A 19,002-nucleotide genomic window follows, 5' to 3' on the forward strand; every position below is an offset into this window, starting at 1 on the left:
TCCGCATGGCCCGCTCTGTCTTCATTGTCGCTATTTTCGTCGGACGGACCTTCTGATGGCGGACGGTTACGGCCTGCCCGCCTTTCTGGGCGTCAGCCGCTCGCTGTCGGGGCGGGCGTGGCGGCAGCGTCCGGCCGAGACGGCGACGACCCGCGCCCATATGCAGGCGCTGGGGCTGGACGAGGTGATGGCTCGCGTCCTGTCGGCGCGCGGCGTCGGACCGGAGCAGGGCGCAGATTTCCTGAAACCGACGCTGAAGGCGCTGTTCCCCGATCCGTCCAGCTTCATGGACATGGACGCCGCCGCCGCTGCCATCGTCGACGCCTTGCAGAGCGGCGCCAGCATCCACGTCTTCGCCGACTACGATGTGGACGGGGCGTCCAGCGCGGCCTTGCTGGTACGCTGGTTCCGGGCGCTGGGCGCCGACCTGCCGATCTATGTGCCGGATCGCCTGACCGAGGGTTACGGCCCCAGCGCCAGGGCGTTCGACACGCTGAAGGCGCGCGGCGCCGATCTGGTCATCACCGTCGATTGCGGGGCGGCGGCTAACGAAGCGGTGGCCCATGCGGCGTCCATCGGCCTGAAGGTCGTGGTCATCGACCACCATATGATGCGCGAGGAGCCGCCTGCCTGCCTGGCCGTGGTCAATCCGAACCGGCCGGGCTGCGGCTCGGGGCAGGGCAATCTGGCGGCGGCGGGGGTAGTTTTCGTCCTGCTGGCGGCCCTGAACCGCGAGGCGCGCGGGCGCGGCCTGTTCGAGGGCAAGACTGAGCCCGATATCCGTCAGTGGCTGGACCTGGCCGCCATGGGCGCCATCTGCGACGTGACGGGCCTGACCGGCTTCAACCGCGCTTTGACCAGTCTGGGGCTGGGGGTCATGTCGCACTGGCGCAATCCGGGCCTGCGCGCCCTGCTGGCGGCGGCGGGGGCTGAGCCGGGACCAGCCAAGACCAACCATGCGGGCTTTATCCTGGGGCCGCGCATCAATGCGGGCGGTCGGATCGGCAAGTCGGATCTCGGCGCGCGCCTGTTGTCCACCGACGACCCGGATGAGGCGCGGATGCTGGCGCAGGAACTGGACGCCTTGAACCTCGCTCGCCGCGAGGTCGAGGCCGAGGTGACGGAACAGGCTGTCCGCCGCGTCGAGGCGACGGGCGCTCATGCCGACGACAGCGCCGCCGTGGTCGTCTCGGGCGAAGACTGGCACCCCGGCGTGGTCGGCATCGTCGCCGGGCGCCTGCGCGAACGCTGGAGGAAGCCGGTCATCGTGATCGGCGTCGACGTCATCAACGGCGTGGGCAAGGGGTCGGGCCGATCGCAGCCGGGAATGAATCTGGGCCGAGCGGTGCAGGCGGCGTGGACCGACGGCCTGCTGATCGCCGGCGGCGGCCACGCCATGGCCGCGGGCCTGACGGTGGCGGCCGACCGTATCGACGAGCTGCGCGCCTTCCTCAATGAGCGACTGTCGGACGAACGCGTCGAGGCCGTGGCCCAGGACTGGGTCGAGGTCGACGCCCTGATCGACCCGCGCGCCGCCACCCGGGATCTGTTCGACGCCTTTGAGCAACTGGCCCCCTACGGCCCCGCCAACCCAGAGCCTCTGTTCGCGCTGGAAGGGGTTCAGGCCCGCGAACCGGTGGCCATGAACGGCGGCCATGTGCGGTGCCGTCTGGTCGGGCCGGACGGCGCCTCGGTGCGCGCCATCGCCTGGCGCTGCGCCGACCTGCCGACGGGCAAGGCGCTGCTGGCGGGGCAGGGCGGCCTCAACGTGGCGGGCCGCCTGAAAGCCGACGACTGGAACGGCCGTCGCGGCGTTCAGTTCGAGATCGAGGACGTCGCCGATCCGCGCATGGTCTGAAAGCGTCAGCCTTGGCTGTGAAACGACGCAGGTCTTTGAAAAAGTCGCATAAATCGCCTCCACCGAGCTTGCCATAAGCGGAATCGGCGGCTATCTACACGGTCCTCCGCGCAGCGGTCCCTTCGTCTATCGGTTAGGACGCCAGGTTTTCAACCTGGAAAGAGGGGTTCGATTCCCCTAGGGACTGCCACGCGGAGTTTATCTCCCCCTGACATTTAGATCTGTCGTCGCTCGTGAATACGCACGCTTGCCGTGTCGATTTTGCGCGATCGATCCGGCGTCTGCGTGCGGCTTTGTCGTTTTTTTGAAAAAGCGCGAAGCAGCCTCTTGCGTCGCCGAAAAGGGACGGCTATCAGGCCGCTCCTCCGCGCAGCGGTCCCTTCGTCTATCGGTTAGGACGTCAGGTTTTCAACCTGAAAAGAGGGGTTCGATTCCCCTAGGGACTGCCACGCGGAGCAAACACTTCCCCAAAATCTCTAGCCCCAAGACCGCCTGTGCAACGCGCGGTTGCGCGCGTTTGTCTTGCACCCGTGACGATAATGTGGCGTAAAAGGGGCGGCAAGATTGCCAGTCTTGACATACCCGTGGTATGGCGACTGTCCCGGAGTGCTCGGGCGGGGAGTAGGTGATGAGTTTCGAAGAGAGCGATACGCTTGAGACCGTCAAGGTCGCCGGTAAGGTCAAGTGGTTCGATGCTGGCAAGGGGTACGGCTTCATCGTCCCGGACGATCCGGCTCTGACGGAAGGTCGCGACGTCCTGCTTCATGTCACCAGCCTGCGCCAGGCGGGGCACGAGTTGGCGGGCGAGGGCGCGGCCATCACCTGCGAATGCGCCAAGCGGACGAAGGGCTGGCAGGTCGTGACGGTCGTTGATCTGGAAGCGGCTGAGGCGACGCCTGTGACGCGGCGGGAAAACGTCCGGCCCTCGTCGATTGGTCAGGCTTTCTCTGCTGACACCCCGCTGGAAGCGGCCGTGGTCAAATGGTTCAATCGCACCAAGGGCTATGGATTCGTGGTGCGTGACGGCCAGGACGGCGATATCTTCGTTCACGTCGAGACGCTGCGACGCTGCGGCCTGGACGACCTGCTGCCGGGCGATCCGGTCAGCGTTCGCTTCGCCGAAGGTCCCAAGGGCCTCGTGGTGGCTGATATAAGACCGGGCGGCTGAGTTCGTCCGTAGAGGACGATGATGATGAACCTCACTCGCCGTTTCGCCCTGGGGGCCGCCCTGGGGATCGCCGTGATGGCTTCGGCCTGCGCGCGCACAGGGCCGATGGATGGCGCGGGGCAACCGCTTGAAGCTCTGTCCATCGTCACGTCGACGGGCGAGCACAAATTCATGGTCGAGATCGCGGACGACGACACTGAGCGCGCGCGCGGCCTGATGTTCCGCCCGCCGCTGGAAGACGATCGCGGGATGTTGTTCCAGTTCCCGACGGCGTCCGAGCAGAGCTTCTGGATGAAGAACACGCCCAGTTCGCTAGACATCCTCTACATCGACCCGCGCGGCCGCATCGTCTCCATCGCCAGCCATACCACGCCCAACTCAGAGACGCCGATCCCCTCGAACGGCGCGGCTAATGGAGTGCTGGAACTGCGCGCAGGGCGGGCTGACGAGATCGGCGCCAAGCCGGGCGACACGGTGAAACACCCTTTCTTTCGCCCTTGACGACTAAGGCGCCGCTTAGGCCGTTGCGGCGCCGCCGCCGACGTGCCATGAGAGCGCTCCGTCGGTCCGGGGTGTGGCGCAGCCTGGTAGCGCATCTGGTTTGGGACCAGAGGGTCGGAGGTTCGAATCCTCTCGCCCCGACCACGGTTTAAGCCCGTTTGGGCGGGATGAGTTTTACACTCGTCCCTGCGGCGGAAGCGCTGCCTCTCAATCAAGTTTTCTCGATCGGCGCGGGCTTTGGTTGCGCAGAGCAGGCCCTTTGAACTTCGGCTATGGGTGGGAAGCGGACTTAAGGTCCCTTATGGTTGCCCTCTCGCGTGAGGAACGATCACAATGGACTTCACCTATTATGTGGCGTTCGCCCTTTCATTGGTTATCGGGTTCGTGGGCGCGCTGATTTTCGTCATGTTGAAGGGGCGCTCCTACTGGCGGTTCGCATTGACGACCTTGCTCGTTGCCGTGTTTGCCGACTTCGCGCTTCTTATCGATTGGAGCTACGCGGACGAAATGACCGATGTGTTGCTACTGGACGCCGCTTTTTTCACGGCTTACGGATTCGTCGGCTGCGCCATAGGCGCGGTGCCTGTTTTGGGCGCGCGTGGGATATATCGACTGGTCCGAGCACGCCGGACAAGGTGAGCCGGATGTCCGCTACGGGTCGTGAAGCGAAGTTCGCTTCGGCCTGTAAGACGGGCTTAGCGATCCATATGGACGATGACGCGGCTTCACTTATCGCCGCATCGCCCCGACCCGCGTCAGGTCGAGGCGTAGCCGCCGTTGATGGCGTAGGAGAAGCCGATCGGCAGGGCGGCGCGGAACTGGGTGAAGAAGGCCGCCAGTTCGCCCAGCGTCGAGCGCGGAACGAAGAGGATGTCGCCGCGACGCAGGGGCAGAATCTCGCCGCGCGGCGCGCGCAAGTCCAACACCTTCAGCATGCGCAGATCGCCCGGTCCGCGTCGGATCAGGGCGCAGTTTCGAGTGTTGGACGTCGGCAGGGCGCCGCCCGCCATGATCAGGGCCTGATAGGCGTCGATCTGGCCCGGCATGTCGAAAACGCCGGGATTGCGCACCTCGCCGTCGACCCAGACTTTGAGCGGGCCGGCCTGGCGCAGCGTGACTTCGACTTCGGGGCGCAGCAGGTGAGGGGCATAGCCGGCCGAGATATCGCCCTCAAGCTCAGACAGGCTGCGCTCGGCGGCGGTCACATGACCGACGAGGGGCAGGGAGACACGGCCGTCCGGGCCGATCTTCAGCTGACGGGTCAGTTCGGTCGCGGTGGGCAGGGCGACCTCGATCTCGTCTCCGGCGTAGAGACGGTATTCAGGCTCGATATCGGTCCACGGCGCGAAGGGCAGGTCACGCGGCAGGTCGGCCACGGTCTGAGGCCTGGGCAGGACGGCGGCGGACTCGTTGCGCCCGCTTGACGCGCAGCCGGTCAGGCCGGCGCCCAGCGCCAGAAGAAGCAGGCGGCGATCAACGTCCATGAGCGGCCGGGTCCGAGCGATTGCGAAACTGAAGTTCCGCCAAGTTGACGCCTTATGGGTAACGGCCGGTTAACGCCAACGCTTCAAGCTGTCCCGGTCTGACACTGGTGGATGATCCGGCCCGTATGCGTTCGCACGTCACAGCAACCCGTCCCCGGTACGGCGTCATGGACGTCGTGGCCCTGCTGTTCCGGGAGCTGCTGTTGATGGTCATCATCTTCGCGGTGATCTTCGGCATCGGCGCCGCTGTCGTGATGACGATGAAGAAGACCTACACGGCCGGAGCCAGCCTGTTTGTCGGCGTCGGCCAGGAATATGTCTATCAGCCGCGCGTCGGCCTGGGCGAGCGGGCGATGCCCCCTTCTGCCGCCGAGGTGGCTCAGTCCGAGGCGGCCATCCTTAACAGCCTTGAGGTCAAGCGCCGCGTGGTGCGCGCCCTGGGCGTCGAGAGCTTCCAGAGCCCCGATGCGCCCCCGCCCGCCGATCCGGCGCGCCGCGAGGCTTCGGCGGTTCGCGCGGTCGCCAGCGGTCTGGGCGTCGAGGTGACGCCGCTGAGCCCGGTGATCGGCCTGAGCTACAAGAGCGATGATCCGGCCAAGTCGGCGCGGGTCTTGAACACGGTCATCGACCAGTATCTGACCTATCGCCGCGAAGTGTTTCAGGACCGCGCGACGGCGGCGATCCGCACTCAGCGCCAGACATTCGAGGACGAGCTGGGCGACGCTGACCGCGCGTATGAAGACTTCCTGCGCACCAATAATATCGGCGATTTCGCCACGGCCAGGGCGACGGTCGCCAGCGCCTATCAATCGATCTTCGCCGAGCGGATGGGCGTTCAGGCTCAACTGCAACAGGCGTCGCAGCGTCTGGCGACGCTGATAAGCCAGCTGTCGCGGACCCCGGCCGAGGTGGCTCTGTACAAGGATCTGAACGTTTCGGCCCAGGATCTGATCCTGCAACTGCGCACCGAGCGTGAGAGCCTGCTGGCCCGCTATCAAGCCGACGCCCAGCCGGTGCGCGAGATCGACGCCAAGATCGCCCAACTCCAGACCTATGTCGGCACCGGCACGGCGGTCGGCGCCAAGGAGGTCCGCACGGGACCGAACCCGATCTGGGTCGAACTGGAGACCACCCGCATCAACGCCCAGGCGGAGCGGGATGCGTTGGCGGCGCGGCTGGCCGTTCTGGATCGGCAACTGTCGGACCTGCGCGCGCGTCAGTCGCGCCTGACCGAACTGGAGTCGCGCAACTCGACCCTGGCGGGCAATCGCGAGGTGCTGACCGCATCGATCCGCGAGTTCCAGCAGCGCGAGACCCAGAGCCGAGCTGACAACGAACTGGTCAAGGCGGGCGCCGACAACGTCACCGTCATCGAGCGCGCCCAGCCGCCGTCGAAGGGCAAGAGCCTGAAGGCGCCGCTGATGATCGCCGTTTTCCTGTTCGCCGGCTTCACCGCTCTGTGCGTCGGCCTGCTGCGGGTGCTGCTGCGGCCGGGATTCGCCATGCCCGCGACCTTGAGCCGCACCCTCAACGCGCCGGTGCTGGCCGTAGCGCCCGCCAAGAGCGTCTGAGCGCGTATGACGCTGATACGCTGCGATGACCGGCGGACGGCCCGTGCTAGGTTTCGCCAAATGGCGCGCGCGTAACCGATTCGCATGGTCGATCTGACGACAGAAATGGCTGGCCTGTGGGCTGCGTTGGGGCCGGCCCCGGCGCATCGCGGCCGCGTGATCCTGTTCGCCGCCGCGACCTCGGGCGAGGGTGTCTCGACGGTGGCGCGCGAGTTCGCCCGTATGGCTGCCGTGCGCGGACGCCGTCCGGTCTGGCTGATCGACGGCGACCTGTCGCAGCAGGGCCAGATGGAGCAGATCGCCGCCGAGCCGGATCGGTTCGGGCGCCTGGGGGCGTCTGTGCGGGCGTCGCCGGACGGGTCGGCCTTCTACGCCGTGTCGCCGCCGTTGCGCGGCCGTAACGGCAAGCCCGCTGCGCCGGGACGCGTCCTGACGGCCAAGGCCTGCCTGGGAGGGCGGCTGTATGTCACGCGCTTCCATATGGAGCTTCTGCGCGCAGGCCAGCGGGTCGAGGCGGTCGATGATCCGCGCTATTGGACCCGTCTGCGGGCGCATGCCGACACTGTAGTGATCGACGCCCCGGCGGCGGACCGTAGCGACATGGCCCTGACGCTGGCGCCGCTGGCGGACTCAACCGTGATGGTGGTGGCGGCGGACAGCACCGGCGCAGCCGCGCCTGCCGCCCTGCGTGAAGAGATCGACGCCGCCGGGGGCCGTGTCGCGGGTCTGGTGATGAACCGTTCGACCTGGAGCCCGCCCAAGCTGCTGAAGCGGTTCTTCAGCTAGGCGCACGCTGGCGGTTCAGGCGGTCCAGTTCGCTCTGGCCGTAGAAGCGCGGCTCGAAGCCCTTCATCCACATGATCTTGCCCAGACCGCGCGCGGCGCGGTCGGCCATCTGGGCGCGGCTGGCGCGGCCCATAACGGTCATGGCGAGGGCTGCTGCGCCCCAGACCAGCGTCTGTACCGCGCCGATGGCCATCCAGCGGCCGACGCCGAGCCAGTCGCGCGCCTCGGCGGCTGTCTGGCTGGGGCCCTGGCCATAGGCGAACGCGCGGGTCAAGGCGTAGCGCAGGGTCGCGCGGTGCGGGGGGGCGAACTCGTCCACCCAGGCGTCGGCCGCCCAGCCGAACCGGCCGCCGCGCGCCTTCAAGGCGGCGAACAGGACATCGTCTTCGCCGCCGATCTGATCCGATCCGACGTGGAAGGGCGCCGTGCCGGGCAAGGCGGTCGCGCGCACCAGAAGCGAGTTGCCGCAGCCGTAGGGCTCGTCGATCAGTTGATCGCCTTCAGGGCCTTCGCGGCCGAAGAAGCGTTCCAGATAGGCGGTCGCCCAGCCGGTTCCGTCCGGCACGCGACCCTGGATCGGGCCGAACACGGCGTCGGCGCGGGTCGCCGCCTGACCGCGCAGCAGGGCGGCCAGCCAGCCGGGGCTGGCGGCCTCGTCATCGTCCAGAAAGGCGATCAGCGGCGCTTCGGTAGCGGCCAGGCCCGTGTTTCGCGCGGTGGCTACGCCGGGTCGCGGCGCGTGGGTCCAGATCAGCGGGACCGGCGTTTCGCCCCTCAACGCCTCGACGGTCGCGCGGGCGCTGGCTTCGGGATCGTTGTCGGCAACGACGATTTCGCGCAGGCGTCTGTCGACGTTCTGCTGGGCGAAGATCGAGCGCAGGGCGCGGGTCAGTTCGTCCGGGCGACGCAGGGTCGGAATGACGACGGCGACGTCAGGGCTGCTCATATCGCCTCTGCATAGAGGGCGGCGCGATACAGCCGCAGGCTGAGGCCGCGAACGGCGGGGGGCAGCAGGCTGACGCGCGCCGCCTGTTTGAACAGGGGCCGGATCAGGCGCAGGCCGGGCACGGCCTTCAGCTTTTTCGCCACGCGATAGCTGGGATAGGCGGCGACGAAGTCAGGGTGCCGGGCGGCCACGCGGGCGAAGTTGGGCGCCGACTGCTCATATTTGGCGGCCAGGGCCTCGACCGTGTCCAGACCCATGTGAGTGGCCGGATTGTCGATGTGCGTGACCGCGAACCGGCGCGAGACGCGCATGGCCCATTCGACGTCCTCCCAGCCCCAGCCGCTGAAACCGGCGTCGAAGCTCTCGGTGTCGAAGACGTCCCTGCGCACCAGAAGGTTGGAGGTGAAGACGTATTTTTCAGGCTGTAGCGCCCTCTGATCGGCGGGGATGCAGTCGGAGCGCGCGGCCATCTGGCGGTGGACGGCGAAGCGCGCGTCGCTCGGCGCCTGAAGCAGGGAGAAACCGCCGAACGCCACGGCCGGGTCATCCTTTATCGCCAGATCAACCCAGTCGCTGAGGAAGCGCGGATGGTCGGGGCGCATGTCGCTGTCCAGGAACAACAGGAAGCGGCCGCGCGCGGCCTCGGCCAGACGGTTGCGGCCTCTGGAACGCCCCTCGTTGGCGTCCAGGGTGATCAGTCGGGCGGGCAGGGACCGGGCGTCGATCAGGGCGGTCAGGCGGGCCGTCAGGGCCGGGTCCGTTGTGCCGTCGTCCAGTATGATCAACTCGGCGCGCTCTGCGACGGCAGGGGCCTCGCGGTCGAGCATCCGCAGCAGCTCTGCCGGATCGTCGCGCAGGAAGGGCATCAGCACCGACAGGACGGGCGTCGCCGCCGCCCATGCCGTGTTGTCGTGAACCGAGCCGCTCATGCCGCCGCCTTTCGCGCCTGCAGGAAGCCGCGCAGGCGGCGCAGCAGGTCGCGCACGCCGGCGGCGTTCAGGGCGTAGGCGACAGCGCCGTACACGGCGACGCCCACGCCTGCGTCCATCATCAGTTCGGCGAAACCCCCGATCGGCGGCAGCAATAGGACGACTGCGGCCATGACGGCGGCGGCCAGACCGCAGCGCGCCAGAGCGTTCCACGGCACCGGCAGCGGCAGGATGCGGCGCCCGATGGTCATGGAGGCGCTCAGGCCCAGGGCAAAGCTGATCGCCGTCGCCCAGGCCGCGCCCATGACGCCGAAGCGCGGGATCAGCAGGATGTTCAGGACGATGTTGCTGCCCGCCGGAATGCTCATGGCCAGCAACAGCCAGCCGGTGCGGCGGCCCAGCGTGAAAGCCTGTCCGAAATAATAGGTCGTCATGCCCGACAGGAAGGCGCCCAGCGCGACCCACGGCGTGACGGAGGCGGCGACCGTGCGCAGGTCTTCCCCGATCATGAACTCAGCCAGCGGCCGCGCGACCAGGGCCACGCCCACGGCGGCGGGCAGGCCGATCAGCACCAGGGTGGAAGCCTGTTCTCTGGCTGCCGCTTGAAGATCCTCGCGCCCGCCGCGTTCCAGCGCCATGACGAGGGCGGGAGCGCCCGCTGCGCCCAGCCAGACGAACATGACGTCCAGCGTTCGGTTGGCGATGCTGTAGGCGGCGTGATAGGCGCCGACCGCCGCCTCGTTCATGAACAGGGCCAGTAGGAAGCGGTCCGTCGAGGCCAGCACCACGGTCAGCCCCAGTCCGACGGCGATGGGATAGCCATAGGCGGCGTAGGCCTTCAGCCGCTGGCGATCGAGCCGCCCGCGCCGGGCTTCGCGCAGTTCGGCGGGAAGGATGAAGGGCAGGGCGGCCAGCGGGGCCAGCAGCATACCCGCCAACGGGGCCTCAGCCCCCAGCCCCAGCAGAGCCAGGCCGACGCCGAAGACCAGTCCGGCCACCGCGCTCCAGATATCGATGGCGGCGGCGGGGCCGACATCCCCCGCCGCGCGGAACCGTTCTTGCGCCAGCTTCAGGAAGCAGCGCACCGGCACTCCCGCCAAGGCCACCGCCAGCGGCAGACGGAAGCTGTCCGGCATGGGCCAAAGCCACACCATGAGGCCGACGACCGGCACGAAGACGGCGGTCATAATTAGGGCGGCGCGATACAGGCTGGCGAAATGCCCGGCCATCTGCGCCTCGTCGGACTGGGCCGCCCAGAACCGGGCCATGGACGCTTCCAGCCAGCTGAATGTCGCCACATGGGCCAGGGTCAGCACCGAATAGGCCAGGGCGTAGCGCCCGAAATCCTCGGGCGACAGCAGGCGCGTAAAGATGATGATGGTCAGAAACCCGACCACGCCCTGCACGATGTTGGCCGGCAGATAGCCGAACACCCCCCGCCAGAACATCAGCGCACGGCCATCCGGTCGCCCAACAACACGGGAACGGTCACGGCGATGATCCACAGGTCCAGCCAGAAGGACTGGCGCTCGATGTATTCGATATCGAGCTGCACGCGGCGGCGCACCTCATCGGCCGTGTGTAAAGGCCCGCGCGAGCCCTTGATGGCGGCCCAACCGGTCATACCGGGCTTGATGCGATGACGGTGGGCGTATTCGGCGACCAGACGCGCCGACTCGGCGTCGCCGGTCTTCATGCCGATAGCGTGCGGACGCGGCCCGACAAGCGACATCTCGCCGCGCAGGACGTTCACCAGCTGGGGCAGTTCATCCAGGCTGGTGGCGCGCAGGAACTTGCCCAGACGGGTGACGCGGTCGTCGCCGGCTGTGACCTGACGGCTGGCGGTGGCGTCGGAGGCTTCCTGGCGCATGGTGCGGAACTTCCACACCACGATCTCTTCCTGGTTGAAGCCGTGGCGGCGCTGGCGAAACAGGGCCGGGCCCTTGCTGTCCAGCCGCACGGCCAGGCCGATCAGGAACAGAACCGGGCTGAGCGCGACCAAGGCCAGCGCCGACAGGATGATGTCGAGGATGCGCTTGTTGAACGCGCGCCGCTCGCCGTCCACCGCGCCGCCCAGCAGGGGCAGGGAGGCCGAAGCCAGCTTCTCCAGCGCCTCGTTGCGTTGAGCGGCGCCCTTGGGATCGACCAGAAGCGTCAGCGGGATGGGCAGGACTTCGAGCCGGCGCGTCAGGGCGCGCACCCGCGCCTCGGCCTTGGGGTCGATGGCCAGGATGACGCGGTCGATATAGGGCGTCAGTCGATGGTCGAGCAGGGCGTCGGCGCCGCCCAGAACCGGCACTCCAGCCAGGGCGTCAGGCGTACGGGCCAGGCGGTCGTCGAAGACGCCCAGAATGTTCAGGTCGCGGCGATCCAGCGCCTCGCGGATCAGAGATTCGGCATGGCGCGTGGCGCCGACCACGACGACGTTGGGCGTTAAGTCGCCGCGGCTTCTCCATTGCGCCACCAGCATTCGCCAGATGGTATGCAGGCCGGTCACCACCACCGTGGACGCGATCGCCCACCAGCCGTATTCGGCCACGGGCGTTTCGCCGGGCAGGACGAGCCCCAGCGCGCAGGCGATGGCCCCGCCCATGGCGGCCACGACAGCGACCCCCGCCAGATGGCGCGCCGGCGCCCGGCTGCTGTCAAAACGATATAGGCCCAGCGAGCGCATCAGGCCCAGAGTGACCAGTGCGCCGAGCAGGATCGGCAGGGCTTGAAACAGCCCGACCTGCATCAGACCGCCAGGGGCCAGCCGCTCGATCGCTACGAAGCACAGGAAGGACGAGGCGACGATGTCCACCCCACGGAAATAGAAGACCCGGCGTCGCGCCGCAGCCCGCTGTCGGGTATTCAGCCAAACCTCTGGACGCAACGGCCCGCGCCGCGTCCGCCCGGTCGACCCTGTCGGCGCCGCGGCGCGCGATTCGGTTGTCGCGGCGCGAGATGCGCGCGCGCCATCCGTCGCGGATGCCAGGGTGTCAGCAGGGGTGATGGCCAATTCTCTTTCCCAAAATCGAGCAAAATGGGGCGATACCCCCCTCCCACATGCCACTCTTATGCCGGGTTAACACAAAGGGCGTCAGTTCCGCATTGCGAAGCGTCGCGCGACTCGCTATCCACGCGGCCTGCCGGAGACGTGGCCGAGTGGCTGAAGGCAACGGTTTGCTAAATCGTCGTACCCTGTAAGGGGTACCGAGGGTTCGAATCCCTCCGTCTCCGCCAGACCCTTTCATCTTCATAATGATGATGCAGCCTCAGCCTTCCTTGGACGGGGCGGCTTTGGCGTCGGTGGGGCGGCGTACAGGGACGCCGTGCTGGCGCAGGATGCGACGGGCGACTTCGGGCGCGCCGACCATCGGCAGCGGTTGCCCGAAACGCTCGCGCCAAAGTTGATCCAGGCGAACTTCCTCTGGAGTGAGCAGGCGAGTCATTGACGAGTCCTTGTTACGCAGACGCCTTGCTTTTAAGCCGTCCCGCCGGGGGCGAACGCAAACTCATGTAACCTGAGCCATATGTGAGGGGAGCCGCCGGTTGGGCCTCTTCAGGGGCGAGCTTCCCTAAGGTGATCTTGGCGCCGCGCGGCGCGCGGGTTAGGCCTGTGGCTCAACTTCTCAACGGGAGAAACGCACATGGCCGATCTGGCCCTCGCCACCGACAAGATCCGCGCCGCCGTCGGCGAAAACTCGGGTCTGGGCAAGACTGTGAAGCTGGACTTCGGCGATGACGGCAAGATCTTCATCGACGGCGCCTCGGCTCCGAACACCGTCAGCAACGACGACAAGCCCGCCGACGCCACGGTCTCGATCAAGTGGGACGACTTCGTCGCCCTGGCCGAGGGTCGCCTGGACCCGATGATGGCCTTCATGCAGGGCAAGCTGAAGATCGCCGGCGACATGATGATCGCCCAAAAGCTGGCTCCGCTGCTCAAGGGCTAACGACAGGCTTAGGCCTGATGATCAACGGCGCGGCTCCGATGGGGCCGCGCCGTTTTCGTTTGGGGGGATGGCTCGCGCCAGGTTGGGGGTGGCGCGGGTCGTTCTATCCTGCCTTATCAGGCGGATTCCTGTGGTGGTGATGGACAGAAGGCGAACTGAAATCGCCATCGACGATGTCGCCCAAATAAAGATTCGTGCTTGATTTTTTGGGCGGAGCTGGCGGCCGGCCGAACAGCCAGTCCATAAGGCCGCGCTTGGCCGGACGGGGGTTTTGAGGGGACGACGGGTGTTGCGGAGTCATCATGGCGGACTCTCCTAAGGCTGGGAATTAAACCCCTTCAGAGAGGCGCTGTTCCTGCGGCGCCGCTGTTGCGGCCAGTATTATTTTAGCGTCATCGCCGACCCGGTTGCGCCGCCGGGCGATCACCTTCTTTTCCGTACGCCACGTGGCGACGCTGAGCCTCCGCCAAGGTCCGATCACGACTTAAGGAACCCCCTGCGCGCCGGCTGCATTTCGAGAAGGTGGCGACCGTCGAAATCAAAATGGGGGCGAAGCGGCTTCATGGGCAGCATGCAGTATAGGGCGACCGCACCCGTCGATGACCTGGAACGTTATCGCCGGACCCGTAGCGTGTTGCCGATACTGGCGGCGTCGCTGACGGATGAAGACCTGCAGGCTCAGTCGATGGCGGAGGCCAGTCCGGGCAAATGGCACCTCGGCCATGTGAGCTGGTTTTTTGAAACCATGCTGCTCGAAGAGCCGGGCTATCAGCCGATCGACCCAAGACTGGGGCGGGTTTTCAACTCCTATTATGAGGCTCTGGGCGAACGGATCGGGCGCGCCGAACGGGGTCTGATGACCCGGCCTTCCCGGGCTGAGGTCATGGCTTATCGGGAAGAGGTCGATCGGCGAATGGAAGCGCGCCTTGCCGACGCTGCAAGGCCGCTTGGCGCGTTAGAACAATATCTCTTTGAGCTGGGGCTGAACCACGAGCAGCAGCACCAGGAGCTGTTCCTGATGGACATTCTCCATCTGATGTCGCGCTCGCCCCTAGATCCGGCCGTCTATGACGAAGAGCCGCGTTCACCGCCTTTGGAGGCTCCGTACGGCGGCTGGCAAGCTTTCGAAGGCGGACTGGTCGAAATCGGCGACGCCGGCCACAGCTTCGCCTTCGACAATGAGCGGCCCGCTCACCGCGTCTGGCTGGAGCCGTTCGACCTGGCTGCGGACCTGGTCACCAACAGAGAATGGCTGGCCTTCATCAGCGAAGGCGGCTACGCGCGGCCCGATCTGTGGCTGAGCGACGGCTGGGCGACGGTCCAAGCGCAGGGCTGGACGGCGCCGCTCTACTGGAGACGTGAGGAAGACGGCGGCTGGACGGTGATGACGCTGGCGGGGCGGCGGCCGGTCGATCCGGCGGCGCCGGTGCGTCATGTCAGCTTCTATGAGGCCGACGCCTTCGCGCGGTGGTCGGGGGGGCGCCTGCCGACCGAGGCGGAGTGGGAACACGCGGCCCGCAGCCGACCCGAGGCCTTTTCCAATCTGGACACCGAGGCGTGGCAATGGACCGCCAGCGCCTATGCCCCTTACCCCGGCTTTTGCCCGACCGAAGGCACGGCGGCCGAGTACAACGGCAAGTTCATGGCCAATCAGATGGTGCTGCGCGGCGGCGCCTTCGCCACTGCGCCGGGCCACGCGCGGCCGACCTATCGCAACTTCTTCTATCCGGACCAGCGCTGGGCCTTCACCGGCGTCCGGCTGGCGTCGGACGCTGGCGAGGCGAGGCGACGGGGCGAGAGCGACGACGAACATGAGGCGTTTCGTCGCGATCTGGTCGCCGGCCTGGCGGCCAGGCCCAAGAGCCTGCCGCCCAAGTGGTTCTATGACGCGCGAGGCTCGGACCTGTTCGAGGCCATTACGCGGCTGCTGGAATACTATCCGACCCGACAGGAAGCGGCGCTGCTACGGCGGGTCGCGCCGCAGTGGGCGGGGCGGTTCGGCCCTGACGCCGTCCTGGTCGAACTGGGCTCGGGCGCCAGCGAGAAGACCCGGATCGTGCTGGACGCCGCGCCTGATCTGGCGGCCTATGTCCCCATCGACATCAGCCCTACGGCGTTGGAGGACGCGGCGGCCCGGTTGCGGCAGGCCTATCCCGCGCTAAGGGTCCTGCCGCAGGTTGGCGATTTCGAGCATATGGGCGTCTTGCCGGCCGAAGCGGGGCAGGGGCGTCGCGTCGGTTTCTTCCCGGGCTCGACCATCGGCAATCTGACGCCAGAGGCCGCCGAGACCTTGTTGCGCGACGCGCGCGACATGCTGGGGCCGGACGCCTTGTTCATTCTGGGCGTCGATCTGATCAAGGAGCCGTCGGTCCTGGTCCCAGCCTATGACGACGCGCAAGGCGTGACCGCCCGCTTCAACCTGAACGTGCTGGCGCGGGCCAACCGCGATCTAGGGACGGACTTTGATCTGGACGCCTTCGCCCATCGGGCGGTCTGGAAAGAGGCCGAGGCGCGCATGGAGATGCATCTGGAAGCCCTGCGCCCCATGACGGTGCGCCTTGGGAAGCTTGTCTTCCGCTTTGCGCAGGGCGAGACGATCCATACCGAAAGCTCGCGCAAGTTCGACGAGGCCCGCGTGCGCGCCCTGGCCGAGGCGGCAGGCTGGCGGGTGGAGGCGTTCGAGGTCAGCGACGCCCCGCGCGTGGCCCTGGCGTTGCTGGCCAGCTAATCCTCGGGTCATAACGGTCAAAGAAAAACGGCGAGGTTTCCCGCGCCGTCTGTAAAGTCTGAAACGGGGTCGCTGGGATCAGCGCTTCGGCGTCGCCGGATCCTGAGCGGCCTTGTTGCGCGCGCCGTGTGAAGCTTCGCCGCCCTTGCGGCCGGCCTGGGCTGCAAGAGAGCGATCCTGAGAGAAGCTGCGCTTCTCGCTGGGGACGCTGGCGCCGCCCTTGCGGGCGATTTCGCGCTGACGTTCCGGGTCCATCGAGGCGAAGCCTCGCTTGGAAACACCGGAGCCGCGAGTGGGCTGACCTTCGGCCATTTCGGATGTTCCTTTCGTAGACGGTGGCGCTTGCGAAAGAGAACCCAGCCCCGGCGCGGAGGTTCCGAGAAAGGATTAAAACCCTGTTCGGCGGCGCGCCTCGACAAGACGGAACCGCGCGGACTTCGGCGGGTTCATCGAGGCTCGGAGTGCAGCATTCAGGAGCTCAGTCATGTCGGCATCCAACGACCCCTTCGCCCATACGGACGGCGCGCCATCGCCCGAGGACATCATCGAGGATCGCTCCACCCTTGGCGATCGTCTTGAGGGCGCCGCCGACGAGATTCTGGCCGCCGGGGCGCGGCCACGCCCCTTACGTCAGGCCGTGCGACAAGATGCGGCCGAGGTGCGCGACTGGGCGCGCCATCGCAGCTCTGAGGCCCGCGACGCGATTCGCGATGAGCCGATCCGTATGTCGCTCTACGCCCTTGGCATCGGTGTCCTGATCGGCCTGCTGGCCGCGCGTTAAACCACTATCAGGGAGGTCAGGCCGGGCCGGAAGCCGGGCGCGCGATCGGCGCCGCCTGCATGGCCTGATCCGAGACGAAGGGGTTGCTGCGCCGCTCTGCCCCGAAGGTCGAAGCCGGCCCGTGGCCGGGCACGAAGGTCACGTCGTCGCCCAGCGGCCACAACTTGGTGGTGATCGCGCTCAGCAGGGCCTGATGATCGCTGCGGGGGAAGTCGGTGCGGCCGACCGAGCCCTGAAACAGAACGTCGCCGACCTGGGCGAAGCGAGCCTCGCGGTTAAAGAAGATCACGTGGCCGGGCGTGTGGCCGGGACAGTGGAAGACCTCCCACGTCGTCTCGCCCAGGGTCAGCACGTCGCCATCGTCCAGCCAGCGCGTGGGGGTGAAGGTGCGGGCTTCCGGCAGGCCGTACTTCTGGCCCTGGGTGGGAATCAGGTCGATCCAGAACTGGTCCTCAAGATGCGGGCCGACGATGTCGAGACCGGTCTTCTCCTGCATTTCGGCGGCGGCGCCGGCATGGTCCAGGTGGCCGTGGGTGATCCAGATGGCGTCCAGAGTCAGTCCGCGCCGCGCGACCTCGCCCAGGATAGCGTCGACCGAGCCGCCGGGATCGATGACGGCGGCCTTGTTCGTCTTGGTGCACCACACGGTGGTGCAGTTCTGCTGAAGCGGGGTGACGGGCGTGACAAAGACGCCGATGGGGGCTGCGGAAGAGGCTGACGACTGGCTCATGGGCCATCAGATAGCGGCCCTCTGACCACAAAGGAACCGCGTTGCGTTGACGTTTCAGCCCCTTCTCGACATAAGGGCGGGCTCCGAGGCGCCGCTCCCGAAAGGGGCGGCCCTGTTGCTTTATCCACCGCGCGCCTTTGCGGCGTCGCCACAGAGCGTCAGATATCCGACCATGCAAGTCGTCGAAAAGTCGAACGAAGGCCTCAGCCGCGTGATTGCGGTGACCATTCCCGTCGCCGAGCTCAATGAAAAGCTCGAAGCCCGCATCAAGGAAGTGGCCCCCCAGATGAAGCTGAAAGGCTTCCGTCCGGGCAAGGTGCCGGCCTCGTACGTCAAGAAGACCTTCGGCCGTGACTTCATGGGCGAAATCATCAACGCCTCGCTGAACGAGACCAGCCAGGGCGCTCTGGAAGAGCTGAAGCTGCGTCCGGCCGCGCCGGCCGAGATGAACCTGACCTCCGACATGGACAAGGTCATCGCTGGTCAGGAAGACCTGGCCTATGAAATGTCGCTGGAAGTCATGCCGGAATTCACCCCGGTCGACCCCAAGACCCTGAAGCTGACCCGCCCGACCTATGAGGCCTCGGAAGAGGACCTGGACGAGGCGCTGAAGGAACTGGCCTCGCAGGCCAAGTCCTACGAGGACAAGAAGGGCAAGACGGTCAAGGCCGCCGACGGCGACCAGCTGACCATCGACTTCGTCGGCAAGATCGACGGCGAAGCCTTCGACGGCGGCGCCGCCACCGACGCGGACCTGGTGATCGGCTCGGGCCGCTTCATCCCCGGCTTCGAAGAGCAGCTGAAGGGCGCCAAGGTCGGTGAAGAAAAGACCATCGAAGTGACCTTCCCGGAAGAGTACCAGGCCAAGCACCTGGCCGGTAAGGCCGCGACCTTCGACGTCACCGTCAAGGCCATCAAGGCCGAGGTCGAATCCAAGATCGACGACGAGTTCGCCAAGCGCATCGGCCTGGAGTCGCTGGACCAGCTGAAGGAACTGCTGAAGTCCAACCTGAACCAGCAATACGCCGGCGCCACCCGATTCAAGCTGAAGCGCGCCCTGCTGGACATCCTGGACGAAGGCCACGACTTCGCCCTGCCGCCGAAGATGGTCGACGCCGAGTTCGAAGGCATCTGGGCTCAGGTTTCGGCCGACAAGGACGCGGGCCAGCTGCCGGAAGAAGACGCCAAGAAGTCGGAAGACGAACTGAAGGCCGAGTACCGCAAGATCGCCGAGCGCCGCGTGCGCCTGGGTCTGGTGCTGGCCGAGATCGGCCGCGCCAACAACGTCGGCGTGACGGATCAGGAACTGTCGAACGCCATCATGGCCGAGGCCCGCAACTATCCGGGTCAGGAAAAGATGGTGCTAGACTTCTACCGCCAGAACCCGAACGCCGCGGCCCAGCTGCGCGCGCCGATCTATGAGGAAAAGGTCGTCGACCTGATCGTCTCGGTCGCCGAGGTGAAGGACGAAGCCATCACCAAGGAAGAGCTGATGAAGGAAGAAGACGAGGCGTAAGCCTTTCTTCCTCAGGCCCTGAGCCTTGCGATCCCCGCTCCGGTTTTCCGGGGCGGGGATTTTGCT

The 19,002-nt window shown here is 66.8% G+C and carries 18 protein-coding genes and 4 tRNA genes; 14 read left to right on the forward strand and 8 right to left on the reverse strand.

Going from position 1 to position 19,002, the window contains the following annotated elements:
• Positions 1–55 precede the first annotated feature (55 nt).
• From recJ to ACLBV5_RS00535, 7 genes are all read left to right on the forward strand, one after another.
• Positions 56–1,858, forward strand: a complete 1,803-nt coding sequence (recJ, locus tag ACLBV5_RS00505) for a single-stranded-DNA-specific exonuclease RecJ (RefSeq protein WP_447604521.1) — start codon at positions 56–58, stop codon at positions 1,856–1,858.
• A gap of 115 nt (positions 1,859–1,973) precedes the next feature.
• Positions 1,974–2,048, forward strand: a tRNA-Glu gene (locus ACLBV5_RS00510).
• A gap of 184 nt (positions 2,049–2,232) precedes the next feature.
• Positions 2,233–2,307, forward strand: a tRNA-Glu gene (locus ACLBV5_RS00515).
• A gap of 179 nt (positions 2,308–2,486) precedes the next feature.
• On the forward strand, positions 2,487–3,026 hold the full coding sequence (locus ACLBV5_RS00520; RefSeq protein ID WP_447604522.1) for a cold-shock protein: 540 nt from the start codon (positions 2,487–2,489) through the stop codon (positions 3,024–3,026).
• Between the two features lie 24 nt (positions 3,027–3,050).
• Positions 3,051–3,527: a DUF192 domain-containing protein gene (locus ACLBV5_RS00525; protein WP_303683660.1), complete on the forward strand. Its 477-nt coding sequence runs from the start codon at positions 3,051–3,053 to the stop codon at positions 3,525–3,527.
• A gap of 67 nt (positions 3,528–3,594) precedes the next feature.
• Positions 3,595–3,671: transfer RNA gene (locus ACLBV5_RS00530), tRNA-Pro, on the forward strand.
• 189 nt (positions 3,672–3,860) lie between these two features.
• Positions 3,861–4,166: a hypothetical protein gene (locus ACLBV5_RS00535; RefSeq protein ID WP_447604523.1), complete on the forward strand. Its 306-nt coding sequence runs from the start codon at positions 3,861–3,863 to the stop codon at positions 4,164–4,166.
• A 116-nt stretch (positions 4,167–4,282) separates the two neighbouring features.
• Here the strand turns inward: ACLBV5_RS00535 and ACLBV5_RS00540 are convergent, their stop codons facing one another.
• Complete coding sequence (locus ACLBV5_RS00540) at positions 4,283–5,011, reverse strand: polysaccharide biosynthesis/export family protein (RefSeq protein ID WP_447604524.1); 729 nt, start codon at positions 5,009–5,011, stop codon at positions 4,283–4,285.
• A gap of 125 nt (positions 5,012–5,136) precedes the next feature.
• On the opposite strand from ACLBV5_RS00540, the gene ACLBV5_RS00545 reads away from it, so the two are divergent.
• Positions 5,137–6,582, forward strand: a complete 1,446-nt coding sequence (locus ACLBV5_RS00545) for a GumC family protein (RefSeq protein ID WP_447604525.1) — start codon at positions 5,137–5,139, stop codon at positions 6,580–6,582.
• A gap of 105 nt (positions 6,583–6,687) precedes the next feature.
• Positions 6,688–7,368 carry a hfsB gene (locus ACLBV5_RS00550; RefSeq protein WP_447604526.1) on the forward strand — a complete coding sequence of 227 codons (681 nt, stop codon included), beginning with the start codon at positions 6,688–6,690 and terminating at the stop codon, positions 7,366–7,368.
• On the opposite strand, the gene ACLBV5_RS00555 is transcribed toward ACLBV5_RS00550, so the two are convergent.
• Genes ACLBV5_RS00555 through ACLBV5_RS00570 form a run of 4 tightly spaced genes read right to left on the reverse strand, consistent with a single transcriptional unit; the run spans position 7,361 to position 12,118 of the window.
• The gene (locus ACLBV5_RS00555; RefSeq protein ID WP_447604527.1) at positions 7,361–8,314 is read right to left on the reverse strand and encodes a glycosyltransferase; all 954 of its coding nucleotides are present in this window, start codon (positions 8,312–8,314) and stop codon (positions 7,361–7,363) included. The genes ACLBV5_RS00550 and ACLBV5_RS00555 overlap by 8 nt on opposite strands.
• A complete protein-coding gene (locus tag ACLBV5_RS00560; protein WP_447604528.1) occupies positions 8,311–9,243 on the reverse strand; it encodes a glycosyltransferase family 2 protein in 933 nt (310 codons plus the stop codon). The genes ACLBV5_RS00555 and ACLBV5_RS00560 overlap by 4 nt, the downstream gene beginning before the upstream one ends.
• Entirely contained in the window at positions 9,240–10,691 is a 1,452-nt protein-coding gene (locus tag ACLBV5_RS00565; RefSeq protein ID WP_303706307.1) for a lipopolysaccharide biosynthesis protein, read from the reverse strand. The genes ACLBV5_RS00560 and ACLBV5_RS00565 overlap by 4 nt, the downstream gene beginning before the upstream one ends.
• Positions 10,691–12,118: an exopolysaccharide biosynthesis polyprenyl glycosylphosphotransferase gene (locus ACLBV5_RS00570; RefSeq protein WP_447604529.1), complete on the reverse strand. Its 1,428-nt coding sequence runs from the start codon at positions 12,116–12,118 to the stop codon at positions 10,691–10,693. Before ACLBV5_RS00570 ends, ACLBV5_RS00565 begins: the two co-directional genes overlap by 1 nt.
• A 258-nt stretch (positions 12,119–12,376) precedes the next feature.
• Here ACLBV5_RS00570 and ACLBV5_RS00575 point away from each other — a divergent pair.
• Positions 12,377–12,468, forward strand: a tRNA-Ser gene (locus ACLBV5_RS00575).
• 32 nt (positions 12,469–12,500) lie between these two features.
• On the opposite strand, the gene ACLBV5_RS00580 is transcribed toward ACLBV5_RS00575, so the two are convergent.
• On the reverse strand, positions 12,501–12,677 hold the full coding sequence (locus ACLBV5_RS00580; RefSeq protein WP_167309467.1) for a hypothetical protein: 177 nt from the start codon (positions 12,675–12,677) through the stop codon (positions 12,501–12,503).
• 198 nt (positions 12,678–12,875) lie between these two features.
• Here ACLBV5_RS00580 and ACLBV5_RS00585 point away from each other — a divergent pair, with 198 nt between their 5' ends.
• Together ACLBV5_RS00585 and egtB are read left to right on the forward strand one after the other, a co-directional pair.
• Positions 12,876–13,181 carry an SCP2 sterol-binding domain-containing protein gene (locus tag ACLBV5_RS00585; RefSeq protein WP_024354161.1) on the forward strand — a complete coding sequence of 102 codons (306 nt, stop codon included), beginning with the start codon at positions 12,876–12,878 and terminating at the stop codon, positions 13,179–13,181.
• Positions 13,182–13,743: 562 nt separating this feature from the next.
• Positions 13,744–15,909, forward strand: a complete 2,166-nt coding sequence (egtB, locus tag ACLBV5_RS00590; RefSeq protein WP_447604530.1) for an ergothioneine biosynthesis protein EgtB — start codon at positions 13,744–13,746, stop codon at positions 15,907–15,909.
• Between the two features lie 78 nt (positions 15,910–15,987).
• Here egtB and ACLBV5_RS00595 read toward each other — a convergent pair whose 3' ends face one another.
• Positions 15,988–16,221, reverse strand: a complete 234-nt coding sequence (locus ACLBV5_RS00595) for a con-10 family general stress protein (protein ID WP_029673451.1) — start codon at positions 16,219–16,221, stop codon at positions 15,988–15,990.
• A gap of 172 nt (positions 16,222–16,393) precedes the next feature.
• On the opposite strand from ACLBV5_RS00595, the gene ACLBV5_RS00600 reads away from it, so the two are divergent.
• Positions 16,394–16,690 carry a hypothetical protein gene (locus ACLBV5_RS00600; RefSeq protein ID WP_025977411.1) on the forward strand — a complete coding sequence of 99 codons (297 nt, stop codon included), beginning with the start codon at positions 16,394–16,396 and terminating at the stop codon, positions 16,688–16,690.
• A 16-nt stretch (positions 16,691–16,706) separates the two neighbouring features.
• On the opposite strand, the gene ACLBV5_RS00605 is transcribed toward ACLBV5_RS00600, so the two are convergent.
• Positions 16,707–17,420, reverse strand: coding sequence for an MBL fold metallo-hydrolase (locus ACLBV5_RS00605; protein WP_447604531.1), 714 nt, complete (start codon positions 17,418–17,420; stop codon positions 16,707–16,709).
• A gap of 172 nt (positions 17,421–17,592) precedes the next feature.
• On the opposite strand from ACLBV5_RS00605, the gene tig reads away from it, so the two are divergent.
• Entirely contained in the window at positions 17,593–18,936 is a 1,344-nt protein-coding gene (gene tig, locus ACLBV5_RS00610) for a trigger factor (RefSeq protein ID WP_025977409.1), read from the forward strand.
• The last annotated feature ends 66 nt before the right edge of the window (positions 18,937–19,002 follow it).

Source organism: Brevundimonas sp. M1A4_2e (genome assembly GCF_053345555.1).